Origin of the sequence: Fulvivirga sp., from assembly GCF_040218215.1 — a bacterium.
Taxonomy (GTDB): Bacteria; Bacteroidota; Bacteroidia; order Cytophagales; family Cyclobacteriaceae; genus Fulvivirga.
Map to the genome: position 1 here is coordinate 48,042 of NZ_JAVJQL010000022.1, position 15,424 is coordinate 63,465.

The 15,424-nt window shown below is 37.4% G+C and carries 13 protein-coding genes; 7 read left to right on the forward strand and 6 right to left on the reverse strand.

Annotated elements, in window-relative coordinates; genetic code table 11:
- Nucleotides 1-47: 47 nt before the first annotated feature.
- Nucleotides 48-641 carry a tetratricopeptide repeat protein gene (locus RIB54_RS15440; protein WP_350101734.1) on the forward strand — a complete coding sequence of 198 codons (594 nt, stop codon included), beginning with the start codon at nucleotides 48-50 and terminating at the stop codon, nucleotides 639-641.
- Here the strand turns inward: RIB54_RS15440 and RIB54_RS15445 are convergent, their stop codons facing one another.
- From RIB54_RS15445 to RIB54_RS15455, 3 genes are all read right to left on the reverse strand, one after another.
- Entirely contained in the window at nucleotides 642-2,372 is a 1,731-nt protein-coding gene (locus RIB54_RS15445; RefSeq protein ID WP_350101735.1) for a GAF and PAS domain-containing protein, read from the reverse strand. It abuts the gene before it with no gap.
- A 4-nt stretch (nucleotides 2,373-2,376) separates the two neighbouring features.
- A complete protein-coding gene (locus tag RIB54_RS15450) occupies nucleotides 2,377-3,009 on the reverse strand; it encodes a TlpA family protein disulfide reductase (protein ID WP_350101736.1) in 633 nt (210 codons plus the stop codon).
- 159 nt (nucleotides 3,010-3,168) lie between these two features.
- The gene (locus tag RIB54_RS15455) at nucleotides 3,169-4,059 is read right to left on the reverse strand and encodes a 3-hydroxybutyryl-CoA dehydrogenase (RefSeq protein WP_350068317.1); all 891 of its coding nucleotides are present in this window, start codon (nucleotides 4,057-4,059) and stop codon (nucleotides 3,169-3,171) included.
- An 88-nt stretch (nucleotides 4,060-4,147) separates the two neighbouring features.
- On the opposite strand from RIB54_RS15455, the gene RIB54_RS15460 reads away from it, so the two are divergent.
- Nucleotides 4,148-4,972: a CvfB family protein gene (locus tag RIB54_RS15460; RefSeq protein ID WP_350101737.1), complete on the forward strand. Its 825-nt coding sequence runs from the start codon at nucleotides 4,148-4,150 to the stop codon at nucleotides 4,970-4,972.
- Complete coding sequence (locus tag RIB54_RS15465) at nucleotides 4,972-5,361, forward strand: hypothetical protein (RefSeq protein ID WP_350101738.1); 390 nt, start codon at nucleotides 4,972-4,974, stop codon at nucleotides 5,359-5,361. Before RIB54_RS15460 ends, RIB54_RS15465 begins: the two co-directional genes overlap by 1 nt.
- A 1-nt stretch (nucleotide 5,362) precedes the next feature.
- Here the strand turns inward: RIB54_RS15465 and RIB54_RS15470 are convergent, their stop codons facing one another.
- From RIB54_RS15470 to RIB54_RS15480, 3 genes are read right to left on the reverse strand one after another with little or no spacing between them, the layout of a single operon-like run.
- Entirely contained in the window at nucleotides 5,363-5,776 is a 414-nt protein-coding gene (locus RIB54_RS15470) for an arsenate reductase family protein (protein ID WP_350067976.1), read from the reverse strand.
- 53 nt (nucleotides 5,777-5,829) lie between these two features.
- Nucleotides 5,830-6,204, reverse strand: coding sequence for a hypothetical protein (locus RIB54_RS15475; protein ID WP_350101739.1), 375 nt, complete (start codon nucleotides 6,202-6,204; stop codon nucleotides 5,830-5,832).
- Nucleotides 6,201-7,415, reverse strand: coding sequence for a sterol desaturase family protein (locus tag RIB54_RS15480; protein ID WP_350101740.1), 1,215 nt, complete (start codon nucleotides 7,413-7,415; stop codon nucleotides 6,201-6,203). The genes RIB54_RS15475 and RIB54_RS15480 overlap by 4 nt, the downstream gene beginning before the upstream one ends.
- 185 nt (nucleotides 7,416-7,600) lie before the next feature.
- On the opposite strand from RIB54_RS15480, the gene RIB54_RS15485 reads away from it, so the two are divergent.
- The 4 genes from RIB54_RS15485 (at nucleotide 7,601) to RIB54_RS15500 (ending at nucleotide 15,423) form a co-directional block, all read left to right on the forward strand.
- Nucleotides 7,601-8,038, forward strand: coding sequence for a hypothetical protein (locus tag RIB54_RS15485; RefSeq protein WP_350067970.1), 438 nt, complete (start codon nucleotides 7,601-7,603; stop codon nucleotides 8,036-8,038).
- A 169-nt stretch (nucleotides 8,039-8,207) separates the two neighbouring features.
- Entirely contained in the window at nucleotides 8,208-10,109 is a 1,902-nt protein-coding gene (locus tag RIB54_RS15490; RefSeq protein ID WP_350067968.1) for a DNA topoisomerase IV subunit B, read from the forward strand.
- A gap of 12 nt (nucleotides 10,110-10,121) precedes the next feature.
- Complete coding sequence (locus RIB54_RS15495; protein ID WP_350101741.1) at nucleotides 10,122-12,827, forward strand: DNA gyrase/topoisomerase IV subunit A; 2,706 nt, start codon at nucleotides 10,122-10,124, stop codon at nucleotides 12,825-12,827.
- 100 nt (nucleotides 12,828-12,927) lie between these two features.
- Complete coding sequence (locus tag RIB54_RS15500) at nucleotides 12,928-15,423, forward strand: DUF5686 and carboxypeptidase-like regulatory domain-containing protein (protein ID WP_350101742.1); 2,496 nt, start codon at nucleotides 12,928-12,930, stop codon at nucleotides 15,421-15,423.
- Nucleotide 15,424: the final 1 nt, after the last annotated feature.

The window sequence follows — 15,424 nt, forward strand, 5'->3', positions numbered from 1 at the left end:
GTAATTACGGTATTTGATACAGCTTATTTTTTATTATAAAAACCAACATGAAGTACATTTTCATTTTATTTTTTGCACTGACTATTATTTCTTGTAGTAATGAGAACTCTAAGAATGGAGATAAATTCTACAGTCAGGGTGAGCATGAAAAGGCTGTTGAAGCTTACACCATTTATCTGAACACAGAACCAAGGGATATTAAAACGATCTATAATAGAGGCAGGGCCTATGAGGAGTTAGGTGAGTATGAACTTGCTTTGAAAGACTTTAACAGAGTGATCAAGGAAGATCCATTAAATGTAAATGCCCATTTGAGTATTATGGCAGATTATTATGATCGCCTTAATGACTATGAGAATACTATTTTCTTTGCAGAAAAAGTGCTTAAGCTTGATGAAACAAATGCGTACGCTTTTACATTAAAAGGTAAGGCGCATCAAAAATTAGGGCAACTGCCAGAGGCGCTGAGCGATTATAATGCGGCCATCAGTGTAGATAAGGAATATGCAGAGGCATATTTATCAAGAGGGGCACTGAGAGTATACACCAAGCAGACAAGCCGTGCCTGCTCGGACTTTCGAATGGCTCAGACTTTAGGTGTTGAAAAGGCCGATGAGTTGATTAAGAAATATTGCAGATAGTCAGGCCTTCAATTTTGTAATGTCCATTGCAAATTTGATTACGCCAACCGGCACATCATGTTCGTTTTTTAATACTGAATATGCCCCAAGAAGAATTACGCTTTTTCCCTTCTTGTTGTATCTGGTAAATTCACCTTTGTGAAGTTTTCCCTGGCCTAATTCATTCCAGAAAAGTCTGTAGGACTCACTTTGAGCATATTCCTTGTCAACAAAAATTCTGTGATGCTTGCCTATTACTTCGTCTTTTTCATACATCATTAATTCGCAAAAGGCATCGTTAGCTTCAACTATGTTTCCATAAAGATCAAACTCAATTGACCCAACACCACTTCCATTGATAGCTTCATATTTGGATTTGAATTTCAAAGAAGTTCTTTCCATTTCCTCTTGCGTGGCAGAAAGCTCTTCCATGTTTTGCCGCATCTCTTCTTCCTGAGCTCTCATTTCTTCAGTTTGCTGCTGAGATTCTTCATAGAGCAATTTTGTTCGGGCATTAATTTTTGCAGAAGCAATAGTCGTAGCTATATTCTCACAAGCTCTTGTTAGAAAGTCAATTTCATACTGTTCTAATAATTTGAATGATGCCAACTCCATTACACCTTCAATAGTATCTTCATTTTTTATTGGTACAATTATTAGGTTAGAGGGAGGTGCATCTCCAAGTCCTGAAGTGATCCTTACATAATCTTTTGGTACATCCTTCAGATAAATTACGCTTCTTTCCAAATAACATTGGCCAATCAGTCCTTCGCCTATGCCAATTCGTTTTTCTAAAAATTTCTTTCGCTCATAGGCATAACAGCCCTTCAGTTCAAGGAATTTATTATCTTCATCATCATCATTTAAAATAAAGACACCACCTTGGTTCAGTTTCATGTAAGTAACAAGATAGGAGACTATTTGATAGGTCAATTCATTTAGGTTTTCACTGTGGTTTCTTATGATGTCACCAATTTCCGTTAAACCAACATTTTTAAAACTTTCTTGCTTTTCACGAACTGAGCTTTCCTTCAGGTTACTGTTCATTGAAACCAATGCTGAACCCATTTGGTCGCCCTCTTCCAGGGCGTATTCATAGTTAAATTCCCCTTCAGAAATCCTTTTTGCAAATTCAATGTTTTGATTCATTCTTTCTTCCGCTGTCTGAAGCTTAATAATGTTCTCAGCATTCTCAATGGTATTTCTTTCTAAATTGTGCGTGTAAATTGCCGCCAAAACTACACCTACAGCATAGAGGCCTGCATGGAACAGGAAGGTTTGAAAGTCCATAAACTCGAGTTGAGTAAAATAGATTTGCTTATAAGATTCGTTCTCATTGATATAACCCAAATATTGAATATAAGCGAATGAGCTATGGTGTATAACTACAAATAGCAACTGAGGTATAAAAGCGTATTTGTTCTGATAGGTTATTAAGGCTATAATGGCAATAAACGCTGTAAAGTGCATCTCGAATAGACCATGCATCTGGTAAATGAACTGCGCCATGAAAATCCCTGCCACAAGACTTGCCACATACTGATTGACGGTCGTACCCTTGAATAACTGCTTGGAAGTAAAGTACAGTATCAAACTCAACATGCCTACACCAATGCCAACAGCATAGGTGTCATAAATGAATGATATGCCTATGCCAAAAGCAAAATAGGCAAATAAAAGTCTTTCAATAATTCCGTCTGACTTTTCATAAATTTTTAAGAAAAAGGGTTTTAGTTGTGCTTTAGTAGCCATTAAATTATAGATCTAAAAATGAAAAAAAGGTGTTTGATTTATTGGTGTTTGACGGGAGTTCACAGCCATAGGCTATTTCAGCTACCATTGGGAAGTCCGGTACTTTTTCTCCCTTGACCATGGCCTCCAATGCCTGAGCCGCAAACTTGGTGTTTTTCGAAAGGCAAAATCTTGCTTTATTATAGTTGCCTTTATAATATACTTTATGGTCTTTGATTAAGACGGCTTGTGGAGTGCTATAAACACCCAGAGCTTGAGCAAGATGACCTTCGGAATCTTTAATAACTTCAATTCCCAGGTCGTATTTCTCAAGAAAGTCATTAACATCATCAGAAGAAATATCTTCAGTTTCGATAACAGCATAGAATTTAACTTCATTTTTATACTTATTAACCAGTGACTGAAACTCCTTGATATTAAATCTGGAACAAGGACAGTCGTAATTATAAAAATGATAGTAGGTGGGTTGGGCTGCTGAATACTGTATGTCAACGCGGTCACCCTGATGTACCTCTACATAATTGCGAGGCTTTGGGGTAGGTAAAGTAAATTTGTATTCCTGTTTCCAAAAAATAAGTCCTATCAAAAGAATTATTACTGTTGATAGGACAGAGAATGTTAGAATCTTTATTTTCAAAATATTGCATCATTAATAGTATCTACTATAATACAATTAATGGGCAAATTGTTCAACTAAATATCTGAAAATCAGTATAATACCATAATTATTTTAATATCATTAAAGTATAGATTTTGCTTGGTAAAGTAATATAAAATCGCAGGTTGCTTTTTTAAATTATTTATTAAATCGATCGGCCACTATTAAGTCTTTAGTACCGTGTCCCCAGGAATAAAAACCACTTCCTGATTTTACACCTTTATGACCTGCTTCTACCATGTTTACCAGCAGCGGGCAAGGAGCATATTTAGGATTTCCAAAGCCGTCATGCAGAACATTAAGTATGGACAAACAAACATCCAGACCTATAAAATCTGCCAGTTGCAATGGACCCATCGGGTGAGCCATTCCCAATTTCATCACCGTATCAATTTCTTCAACTCCAGCAACGCCTTCATACAGTGAGTATATGGCCTCGTTGATCATTGGCATTAAAATTCTGTTAGCAATAAAGCCGGGGTAGTCGTTTACTTCAACAGGCACCTTGCCTAAGTTTTTAGACATATCCATTATTTGAGACGTAATTGCATCGCTTGTATTATAACCTCTGATAACCTCTACCAACTTCATTACTGGTACTGGGTTCATAAAGTGCATGCCTATCACTTTATCAGCTCTGTTAGTTACAGCTGCAATCTTAGTAATAGAAATAGAAGAGGTATTAGTAGCTAAGATGGTATTGGCATCGCAGGTGGCATCCAGATCTTTAAAAATTTTCAACTTAAGATCAATGTTCTCAGTAGCCGCTTCTACAACCAAGTCAACACCTTTTACTCCATCTGCCAGTACTGTATGTGTCTTGATGTTATTTAGTGTATTTGTTTTATCAGCTTCACTGATAACCTCCTTGCTGACCTGTCTATCGAGGTTTTTGCTAATGGTGGCCATGGCTTTTTCTAAAGCTGGAGCTGATATATCAATTAAAGATACATTATATCCCTTTTGTGCAAACACATGAGCAATACCATTACCCATAGTTCCTGAACCAATTACTGCTATGTTTTTCATTAAAATCGTGTTTTTCAAACGTTAGAATAGGCTGGCAAATATAAAAAAAAATACCCCCCGAGACAGTATTTGTTGCTAAATTGCAGCCATGCAAATAGGTGAATTTCACGAACTGGAAATTGTAAAGGAAGTAGACTTTGGTGTCTATTTGGCCTCAGAAAGAGGTGAAATATTACTACCTACAAAATACCTTCCTGAGGAAGTTAAAATAGGTAATACCATAAATGTATTTTTATATAAAGATTCTGAAGACAGGTTAATAGCCACAACTTTACAGCCCTATGGCAAATTGAATGACTTTGTGGCACTTGAGGTAAGGGATAGCGCACCACATGGGGCTTATATGGATTGGGGTTTGGAAAAGGACTTACTTGTGCCCACAAAGGAACAGCCTCAGCCTTATCGCATAGGGGAAATTCATGTTGTTAGGATTTGCCTTGATTACAAAACAGATCGACTGATTGGTGTTGGAAAAATCAATGCCTTTTTAGATAACGATTATACCAAGTTAGAAGAAGGGCAGGAAGTAGAAATACTGGTTTATGGTGAGACAGAGCTCGGCTTTTCTGCTGTGGTCGACCAAGAGTACTCAGGGCTACTTTATAAAAATGAGGTTTTTCAACCTGTAAGGATAGGAGATAAACTTAGGGGCTATGTTAAAAAATTAAGGGAGGATGGTAAAATTGACTTAAGGTTAGGTCAGGTTGGGGTAGAGGCTATAGATATTAACGGGGAGAAAATACTTAAACTTCTGAAGAACAATGATGGTTTTATAGGTCTACATGACAAGTCTTCTCCCGAGGAAATCATTCTTAAAACAAAAATGAGTAAAAAGGCCTTTAAAAAAGCTATTGGTGGGCTATACAAACAGCAACTCATTGAAATTAAAGAGAATGGTATTGAACTTAAGTGATGAAAGTAGTAGCATGGCTTTTAGGATTTGTGAGTTTGGTACTAATAATCGCTTACAGTTTTAAGCAAGATATTCGTAACTACATCTTTAGGGACGAGGTAATAGTAAGGCCCAAGGGCATTTTGATGCAAAGCATTCAAATTAAGAGAGTTGGTGAGTTGAGTACAGATTCTACCGTTGTGTTTAAGGATGGTGAGCAACAAAAGCTTAAGGTTACAGAGCCGGGATTAAATAGGTTTATTGTTTTTGTTGACAATAAGGAACAGGCGCAGTTCGAGCAATTTGTTGCTTCGCCTATTTCTAAACATAATTATGTCTATCAATTGCTTCGGCAGCAGGACTCAATTTTTGTTGGACTTCAAATATTCGGCCCAGACCAAGCCCGGTAAATTATTCCCTTCTTAAATGTGGGGGTACTTTGCTTGCAGAGTTACTCTCAAATTTTAATAAGTCCGTTGGCTTTAGGCAGAATACAGCCTTGTTCTGATATACGGCAATTGGTGCTTTTAATAATGTTGGATTATGAGCCAATACCTCAAGCATGCCAGTCATTGTGAAATTATTGCCCTCAATCTTCTCTTTATAATCAGCACATGACCTGTCCATAATCTCCAAAGGATGAAGATTTAGCATATTAATCACCTCTTTCCACAGTGTTGTAGTAAAATTGTCATTTGAAATATTTACTTCATTAACATTGTTGGACACTGACTTGGCATAAGCCCTTGTCTGTTTCCCAGTGGTGGTATTAGGGTCATTGTAAATCAACAATAACTCATTGGGGTGGAATTGTATGCTACTCATGTTTCATTGTTTGATTGAAACAATAAGATAGACAAAAAATATGAAATTTTAAATTAGAATTTCGTTTCGTAAACGATTACCTCTTTGGCCAAGCCTGTTGCGTTGAATCTTATACTTAGATAAGTGTATTGCTTAAACTCCTGACCATCACAAGTTTTAGGAGTAATATGGTAGATAAAAAACTTCTGGCTGCGCTTGTAAAGTTCGTTTTCATCAGGCCTGCCTAATACAGCTACAATCTCATCCTGATTAAGGCCTTTTAGCTGCTCTTTGCCGCTTTCTAGAGCTTCCAGCATATTAATGCGTGTATTTTTGCAAGCTCCTTTGTCATCTTGCCATGCCAATTCATCAAAGTTTTTTATATCAATTGATTTATTACATGCTGTAAAGAGCATGCAGACTGTAAGTGCTGCAAGTATGAATTTCATACCGCTAATTTAGTAGAGTATGGCATGGCAAGCATTGAAATGAGGAAATAAACTACAACAGGAATTAAAAATAAATAACTGAAATTGAAAAAGATGATGGCGTAAGCAGCCACTCCTACAACCAATAGTACCCTAATTATTTCAGATCGCTTAGCCCAGGACTTTCTTTCAAGTAGCGCCCCTGCATTTACAATGGTCAGGATTATGCCCAAAACAGTAGCAATCTGATAGGGTAACTCCAATTTGGTATAGTTAAAGAGGAACAGTGCTGTAGCTCCTAATATCATTATATACTGGAATAACACATAGTAGCTTAAAATGCTGTTCACAGGAGTGTCAAATTTCTTGTAATTTGATTTGTCAACTTCAGGGGCAGATTGATAGCCACCTAACTCTTTAGGCAACCAGCCTGGTTTATAGAAAAGGAACTTAATTTTGTTCTTAAATCCGTTTATTTCTTTCAACTGTTTCAGCATCTGGTAGTAGTGATCAAAGTTTACCCAAACAGGGTTCCAGCTATTGATAGGTTTGGTTATTCCATAGGTTGGCTTTTCTTCTTCTTTCTGAAAAGTACCAAACATTTTATCCCAAATAATAAATACACCTGCGTGGTTTTTATCAATATATTTAGGGTTTCTACCATGATGCACCCTATGATGAGAAGGAGTGTTAAAGATGATTTCAAACCAGCCCATTTTTCCAATGGTCTCGGTGTGAATCCAAAATTGGTAAACCGTAACTAACGCTGATACAAAAACGAAGTCAACCGGCTTAAACCCAATAATGGCTAACGGAAAGTAAAAGAAGAATGTCCAGATGATTTGAAATGAACCCTGCCTTAGTGCTACTGAGAAATTATAATCTTCACTTTGGTGATGAACCACATGCCCTCCCCAAAATAGATTGATCTCATGACTCATTCTATGTGCCCAGTAATAGAAGAAATCAGCACCAACGAATAAAATAATAAAGGTATACCAGGTAGAAGGCACTTCAAACAATGCAAAATATTCATAAACTAAAACGTAAGCACCTACCCCTAAAACTTTTAGAAAGATACCGCTAAGCTGTTGGGTGATGCCACATGAAATGTTGGTAAGCGCATCACTAAGTCTGTAAAGTTCTTTTTTTGTAATCCACTGAACTACTAACTCAACTCCTATAAGCAGGAAGTAGATGGGAATAGATAATATGATTGGGTTAATGTTCATATAAAGCGTTCTGCATGCATACTAATTAGTAAAATTAGCTAAAATTGTTCATTTGTTATAGGTCAAGGTTAGGATTATGCAATCCTTATCAGAAGTTGATATTTGTGAGGTATAACAATTACTTTTCACAACACTTTTTTTCTAACGTACTATAGTCCTAAATTGCGGCCAATTTAAAGTTGACTATGAATAAAATCATCAAAGCCTTCTGGTTCTTTACTTTGTTAGCTACACTAGCTACTTTACTTTATACTTATGCGGCTATTCCGATAGGAAGTAGCTTATCACTTTTTGATGGACAGAATGCCATTTCAAGAGAAACGGTTTTCAACGTGAGCCTCGCCTTTATCACTATCTGTAACTTTTCTATTTATAGTATAGCGCGTAAGTTTAGAAAAAGTGAAATGCCTGTGGCAGAATTTCTGGTGGGGTGGCTCATGAGTTTTGCTGCCGTATTGAACTTCTTCTTTATGAGTTCTTTAACTTTTATTCAATTAATCAATAGTGGTGAGAACTTCGATTTTTCAAATTTTGGTTATTACATCTACATCACTTTAGGCCTGGTAGTAGGGTGGGTGGTTGCTTTGCCATTTTTTATACTAAATTTAAAAAATAAAGCTTAAACCTTTATTTTATTTCTTAGACTTTAAACTTCTAATTATCTGATATTTAAGGTCTTCCACAGTTATTTTTAATAGTAAAATTACGAGTTTTCATTTCCGTCATTCCCTTGAATTAGTCTGAAAATTCGTGTTTCTTCGCTCGTTAACCTAAGTAAATGAATTTCTAATTATGGCTGTTGATCACGTAGAGTATACCGAAGATAGTATCAAATCCCTTGACTGGAAAGAGCACATCAGGCTGAGGCCTGGTATGTATATTGGTAAGCTGGGAGATGGGTCTGCTCAGGATGACGGTATCTATGTTTTGGTTAAAGAGATTATCGATAACTGTATAGATGAACACATGATGGGTTATGGTAAAACCATCGATGTGAAGATCACCGATCACAGAGTAGAGATCAGGGATTACGGCCGTGGTATTCCATTAGGAAAAGTTATCGATTGTGTATCTAAAATTAATACAGGAGGCAAGTATGATTCCGGGGCTTTCCAAAAATCGGTAGGACTTAATGGAGTTGGTACCAAGGCGGTGAATGCACTCTCAACTTACTTTAAGGTGCAGTCATTTCGTGAGGGAGAAACCAAGGTAGCAGAATTTGTTAGAGGTGAGGTAACCAATGACGCGAAAATCATCAAATCAAGTGGCAGAAATGGCACGCTCACCACTTTTGAACCTGATGAAACCATATTTAAAAACTATCACTTTATTCCAGACTACCTCAATGACCTAATTTGGAATTATGTATTTCTAAACGCTGGTCTTACTATAAACTTCAATGGAAATAAGTTCCATTCTGAAAATGGACTAAGGGACTTGCTCGAGAGAAAAACTGATGTAGAATCTCTTAGATATCCAATTATTCACCTGAGAGGAGAAGATATTGAAGTTGCAATCTCCCATTGTAACCAATATGGAGAGGAGTATTATTCATTTGTTAACGGACAGTACACAACACAGGGGGGAACTCACCTGGCAGCTTTCAGGGAGGCTGTTGTGAGAACAGTTCGGGACTTTTATAAAAAGGATTTTGACGCTTCAGATATCAGGGCAAGTATAGTGGGTGCTGTAGCCGTTAGGGTTCAGGAACCAGTTTTTGAGTCTCAGACAAAGACAAAATTGGGATCTCAGAATGTGGGGCCAGATGGCCCTACAATGCGAACATTTATCAATGACTTTCTAAAAACTGAGCTGGACAATTACCTGCATAGAAATGGTCAGGTTGCTGATGCATTATTGAAAAGAATATTGCAATCAGAGCGTGAGCGCAAGGAGATAGCCGGTATTAAGAAACTGGCGAACGAAAGGGCTAAAAAGGCAAATCTTCACAACAAAAAATTACGTGACTGCAGGTTGCATTATGATGATAAAAAGAGTGATAGAGTAGATGATACCATGATCTTTATCACGGAGGGTGATTCTGCAAGTGGATCAATCACAAAATCACGCGATGTGCAAACACAGGCTGTGTTTAGTTTGAGAGGTAAGCCCTTAAACTGCTTCAACCTTACTAAAAAGGTGGTTTATGAAAATGAAGAATTTAACCTGCTTCAACATGCCCTGAATATTGAAGACGGTATCGAAGGCTTGCGCTACAGAAAGATCATTATTGCAACAGATGCTGATGTTGATGGGATGCACATCAGATTGTTGTTACTAACTTTCTTCTTGCAATTTTTTCCTGATTTGGTAAAACAAGGTCATTTATTCATTTTGGATACACCACTGTTTAGGGTTAGAAATAAGAAGGAAACAATCTATTGCTACTCAGACGAGGAGCGCAGGGCAGCCATAGCAAAGCTTGGAAGTAAACCAGAGATCACCCGATTTAAAGGATTAGGTGAGATTTCGCCTGATGAATTTGGAAACTTCATTGGCGAGGACATTCGTCTCGACCCGATTATTTTAAACAAGGACACGTCAATAAACCAATTATTGACTTTTTATATGGGTAAGAATACTCCTGACAGACAAGATTTTATTGTCGATAACCTTCGAATTGAGAAGGACGAGGTGAATGACCTCAATATTCCAGTGAAAGAAGAAACAGAAGAACAATTAGCCGAAAATTAATCTCATTGCTGAATGGAAGAGAATAATGAGCCTGTAGAAGGGCAAAATGAGAAATTTGAAAACGAAGATATAATCCATGATGTCATTCCTGTATCTGGAATGTACGAAAACTGGTTTTTGGAATATGCCTCCTATGTGATACTGGAAAGGGCAGTTCCAGCTATTGAAGATGGTTTTAAGCCTGTGCAGCGGAGAATTATGCATGCCATCAAAGAGATGGATGATGGCCGGTATAACAAGGTGGCCAATATCATAGGTCAGACCATGCAATATCATCCTCATGGTGATGCCTCCATTGGTGATGCCATGGTTAATATTGGGCAGAAGGATTTATTAATTGACACACAAGGAAACTGGGGAGATGTAAGAACCGGTGACAGTGCAGCCGCACCCAGATATATAGAAGCAAGGCCTTCCAAATTTGCCCTGGAAGTACTTTATAACCCTCAAACAACTAACTGGCAGCTCTCCTACGATGGCCGTAAAAAAGAGCCGGTTACACTGCCGGTTAAATTTCCATTATTGCTGGCTCAGGGTGTAGAGGGAATTGCAGTAGGACTTTCTACAAAAATTCTTCCCCATAACTTCTGTGAACTAATAAAGGCAAGTATTGATATACTTAAAGGTAAAAAAGTTAAGGTCTATCCAGATTTTATAACAGGTGGTATGGCAGACTTCTCTGAGTACAATCAAGGACTGAGGGGAGGAAAGATAAAAGTAAGGGCCAAAATAGAGGAGCAGGATAAAAAGTCTTTAATCGTTAAGGACATTCCTTTTGGCACCACCACCACCGGGCTTATAGAATCCATTATCAAAGCCAATGACAAAGGCAAAATCAAGATTAAGAAGGTAGTGGATAACACGGCCAAAGATGTTGAGATATTGATCGATCTGGCTCCTGGACAGTCGCCAGATATTACCATTGATGCGCTTTATGCTTTCACCGATTGTGAGGTATCTATTTCACCTAATGCATGCGTCATTATAAATGATAAGCCGCATTTTATACCTGTCAATGAGATACTTAAGCTTAATACCGATAAAACCGTTGAGTTATTAACCCGTGAATTAGAGATCAGGCGCGATGAGCTAATGGAGAAGATATTATTCTCTTCATTAGAAAAGATATTTATTGAAAATAGAATCTATCGTGATATTGAAGAATGTGAAACCTGGGAGGCAGTAATACAGACTATTGACAAAGGTCTCGATCCATTTAAACCTCAGTTTTACAGGGAAATTACTGAAGAAGATATTGTTAAGCTTACGGAGATAAAAATCAAACGTATTTCTAAGTTTGATACTTTCAAAGCCGATGAACTACTTAGGAGACTTGAAGAAGAGCTAAAGGAAACGCTGCACCACCTTGAGCATATTACCGATTATGCCATCGATTATTACAACAGGTTGTTAGAAAAATATGGAAAAGGCAGAGAGCGTAAAACCGAAATCAAATCATTCGATTCCATTGATACTTCAATTGTAGCTGCTAATAACCAAAAGCTTTATGTTAATAGAGTTGATGGCTTTGTAGGGTATGGTTTGAGGAAGGATGAGTTTGTTACCGAATGTTCAGATCTTGATGATATTATTGCCATTCGAAGAGATGGTAAGATGATGGTTTCCCGTATTTCTGAGAAGACCTTCATGGGAAAAGATATCCTCTATGCTGGTGTCTGGAAGAAAGGTGATGAACGGATGACTTATAATTTGATCTACCTTGATGGAAAAACAGGCAGGTCTATGGTTAAGAGGTTTAATGTTACCGCCATAACCAGAGACAAGGAATATGACCTTACAAAAGGTGAAAGGGGATCAAAAGTGTTATACTTAACTGCAAACATGAACGGTGAAGCCGAGATTGTCACCGTTAAACTGACTTCTGGTGCCAAAGCAAGAATAAAAATATTTGATTTTGATTTTTCCACCATTGAAATCAAAGGAAGAGGAGCAGGTGGTAATATCCTGACCAGATACCCGGTAAGAAAGATTGAACTTAAATCAGAAGGGGTGTCTACTTTAAGTGGGCTGGATATTTGGTATGATCAATCAATCGGGCGACTCAACAAGGATGAAAGAGGCATCCATATCGGCAAGTTCAATGGAGAAGACAATATTTTGGTCATCTATAAAGATGGAAGTTATGAGCTTACTTCATATGAGTTGACAAATAGATATGAACCAGATAAGGTATTGATTATTGAGAGATTTAAGCCAGATACAGTAATATCTGCCATTCATTATGATGGTGAAGGCAAACACTATCTGGTGAAAAGATTCAAAGTTGAAACCTCTACAATCGATAAACGTTTTGGCTTTATCAGCGAGGCGTCAGGTTCTAAATTAATAGTAGCGTCAACAAAGCCAAACACTAAAGTTGAAATAGAATATACCAAAGGTAAAAGCAAGGATAAGGAGACCGAAGAAATTTTGTTGGATGAAGCCATAGATGTAAAAGGATGGAAGGCATTGGGCAACAGGATATCTTCTCATAATGTAAAGAAAATAACCTTGTTGAAATCTGAAGAGCCTGAGGAAATTGAAGAGCCACAGGAACTTTCAGAAGATAATAACGTTGATGCAACTTCTGGGGATGAAAAACCATCTGAAAGAGAAGAAACCAAAACTCCAAGTGTAAGACCTCAGACGAATCCTAATAAACCAAAAGAAGGTGAAGGCGGATACAATATTGGTGATACAATTGAGTTAGATTTCTGATTAAAAAGTTAACTATTTTGCTAAAAAGTTGGTTCTAACCAGTATTAATTCAAAATAGATTAATTTACTTTACTACTTAAAAACGTTATTGTTGATTCAGGTGCAGAAGAGAATACTAACATTTCTACTCTTATTGGTTTCCATTTGTGGTTTTGCACAGAGAACGGTAGTCTCCGGTAAAGTAATCGATGCAAATTCCGGAGACCCAATTCCTTTTGCCAACCTTATTTTTGTAGGGTCTTCAACAGGTACTACTACAGATTTTGAAGGTAATTATAAAATGGATATTGGATTGCCTGTAGATTCTGTATTGTGCTCATATATAGGGTACTCATCCAAAACAAAGGCGATTAAAAGAGGAGTGTCCCAAACGCTTAATTTCCAACTAATAGAGGAAGTTACAAGTCTTCAAGAGGTGGTGTTTTATGCTGGCGAAAACCCGGCATTTCCTATTATGAGAAATGTGGTTGATAATAAATCGGCCAATGACAAAACAAGCCTGGATGCTTACCAATATGATAATTATACCAAGATTGAGGTTGATGTTGATAATATCACAGATAGATTTAAAAAGAAGAAGTTTGTAAAGAAAATAACCCAGGTACTCGATAGTGTCGAGCGGATAGCGGGTGAAGATGGGAAACCAATCTTGCCAGTTTTTATTTCTGAAACACTTTCAGAATACTATTTCAGAAAAAATCCGAAACTTAAGCATGAGAAAATTCTTAAATCAAAGATCACAGGGGTTGGGGTTGAAGACGGTTCGCTTGTTTCTCAATTCATAGGGTCGTCTTTTCAGGAATATAACTTCTATAATAACTGGCTGAATATTGTAAGTAAGGACTTTGTTTCTCCTATTGCAGATGGATGGAAGCTGTATTATGAATATGATCTTACTGACAGTGCCATGGTTGGCGAGGATTTTTGCTACAGGCTTGACTTCTTCCCTAAGAGGGATCAGGATCTGGCGTTTAATGGCACTATGTGGATTACCAAACAAGAGTATGCCCTTAAGCAGATTGATGTGACTGTAAGTGCGACTGCTAACCTTAACTATATTGAAAAAATTAAGATCCAGCAGGAGCTTGCCCGCACAAGTGCTGGCCCATGGGTGCCAGTTAAAAACCGGATTTTGTTGGATATCGGTGAGATCACAGAAAACATGGCTGGTGTATTGGCTAAGTTTTACACTTCCACCAAAAACATAAAGGTAAATGAGCCTCAGGATGCCAAGTTTTATGCACATCCCATTGTTGTGGCCGAAGATTTCAAACTCAATAATAATGATGAATTCTGGACGCAGAACAGGCATGAACCGCTATCAGCTTCTGAAATGTCTGTATACAGGATGATAGATACACTGCGGAATATACCTGTTGTTAAAACTTATACTGAGATTCTTAAAATTGCTATTAACGGTTACAAAAAGGTTGGTAAAATTGATGTGGGTCCATATTTGGCCTTATATGCCAACAATAGCGTTGAAGGCAACCGCTTTCAGTTAGGTTTTAAAACCAATGTTGATTTTAGCGATAAATGGATATTTGGAGCAAGGGCTGCCTATGGCCAGCGCGATCAGGAGTGGAAATATAGTGGTTTTGCTGAGCGTATATTGTCGCGTAAAAGGTGGACAACTGCTCGGGTGCAATATACCCGTGACATTGATCAGGTGGGATTAGCGGCAGATGATTTAATAGGAAATAGTGTGTTTTTGGCGGCCACTAAATTTGGGCGCCAGATCAGGCCTTATTACTTCAACCAATTGAAATTATCTACCCAAAGGGAAATATTTAAGGGCTACACTCAAAAAATTCTATTCAACTACCGATCATTCGATCCAATTTACAATTTTGCTTATTACACCGAGCCTGGGCGGACTGATTCACCTATTAGAACAAGGTTTGAAACAGCAGAAGTGACCTTGGAATCACGTTTTGCAAAAGATGAACTGTTCATTCAAAACGATAATGAAAGGGTAAGTCTAGGAACCCAAAAATGGCCTATTTTCACTTTGAGATACACCAGGGGTATTGCAGATATTGTGGGCAGTGATTTTGAATACAATAAAATAGGTATCAATATTAGAAAGGACCTTAGAATGGGACTTTTAGGTACTTCAAATTTCAATATCAGTGCTGAACATATCTTTGAGAATTTGCCTTATCCTCTACTCAAAGCACATATTGGTAATGAATCTACCTTTTTTACAACAGCGGCATTCAATTTGATGAATTTCTCTGAATTTGCCAGTGACAGCTATGCTTTTCTGAGGTACAACCATTATTTTGAAGGATTTATTTTGAACAGAATCCCATTGATGAAAAAGCTTAAATGGAGATTAGTAGCAACAGGTAACATACTTTATGGAAAGCTCGATAAAGGTAATTTGGCATTGATTCCTGAGTTTGACTTAGAGGGCAATCCGGTTCAGTCTATTGGATCACTAGAAGAAGATAAACCCTATATAGAAGTAGGTTATGGTGTAGAAAATATATTTAAAGTACTAAGAGTGGATTTTTTACATCGACTAACCTATCTTGATAACCCAGATGTAAGTAAGTTTGGTATCAAGTTCAGTTTCCAATTCATATTATAAT

Excerpts from the sequence above, each read along its gene's own strand:
- RIB54_RS15455 (WP_350068317.1), bottom strand. The coding sequence starts at position 4,059 with ATGAAAAACATAGCAGTAATTGGTTCAGGAACTATGGGTAATGGTATT.
- RIB54_RS15485 (WP_350067970.1), top strand. The coding sequence starts at position 7,601 with ATGAATAAAATCATCAAAGCCTTCTGGTTCTTTACTTTGTTAGCTACA.
- RIB54_RS15470 (WP_350067976.1), bottom strand. The coding sequence starts at position 5,776 with ATGAGTAGCATACAATTCCACCCCAATGAGTTATTGTTGATTTACAAT.
- RIB54_RS15465 (WP_350101738.1), top strand. The coding sequence starts at position 4,972 with ATGAAAGTAGTAGCATGGCTTTTAGGATTTGTGAGTTTGGTACTAATA.
- RIB54_RS15490 (WP_350067968.1), top strand. The coding sequence starts at position 8,208 with ATGGCTGTTGATCACGTAGAGTATACCGAAGATAGTATCAAATCCCTT.
- RIB54_RS15480 (WP_350101740.1), bottom strand. The coding sequence starts at position 7,415 with ATGAACATTAACCCAATCATATTATCTATTCCCATCTACTTCCTGCTT.
- RIB54_RS15475 (WP_350101739.1), bottom strand. The coding sequence starts at position 6,204 with ATGAAATTCATACTTGCAGCACTTACAGTCTGCATGCTCTTTACAGCA.
- RIB54_RS15445 (WP_350101735.1), bottom strand. The coding sequence starts at position 2,372 with ATGGCTACTAAAGCACAACTAAAACCCTTTTTCTTAAAAATTTATGAA.
- RIB54_RS15460 (WP_350101737.1), top strand. The coding sequence starts at position 4,148 with ATGCAAATAGGTGAATTTCACGAACTGGAAATTGTAAAGGAAGTAGAC.
- RIB54_RS15495 (WP_350101741.1), top strand. The coding sequence starts at position 10,122 with ATGGAAGAGAATAATGAGCCTGTAGAAGGGCAAAATGAGAAATTTGAA.
- RIB54_RS15440 (WP_350101734.1), top strand. The coding sequence starts at position 48 with ATGAAGTACATTTTCATTTTATTTTTTGCACTGACTATTATTTCTTGT.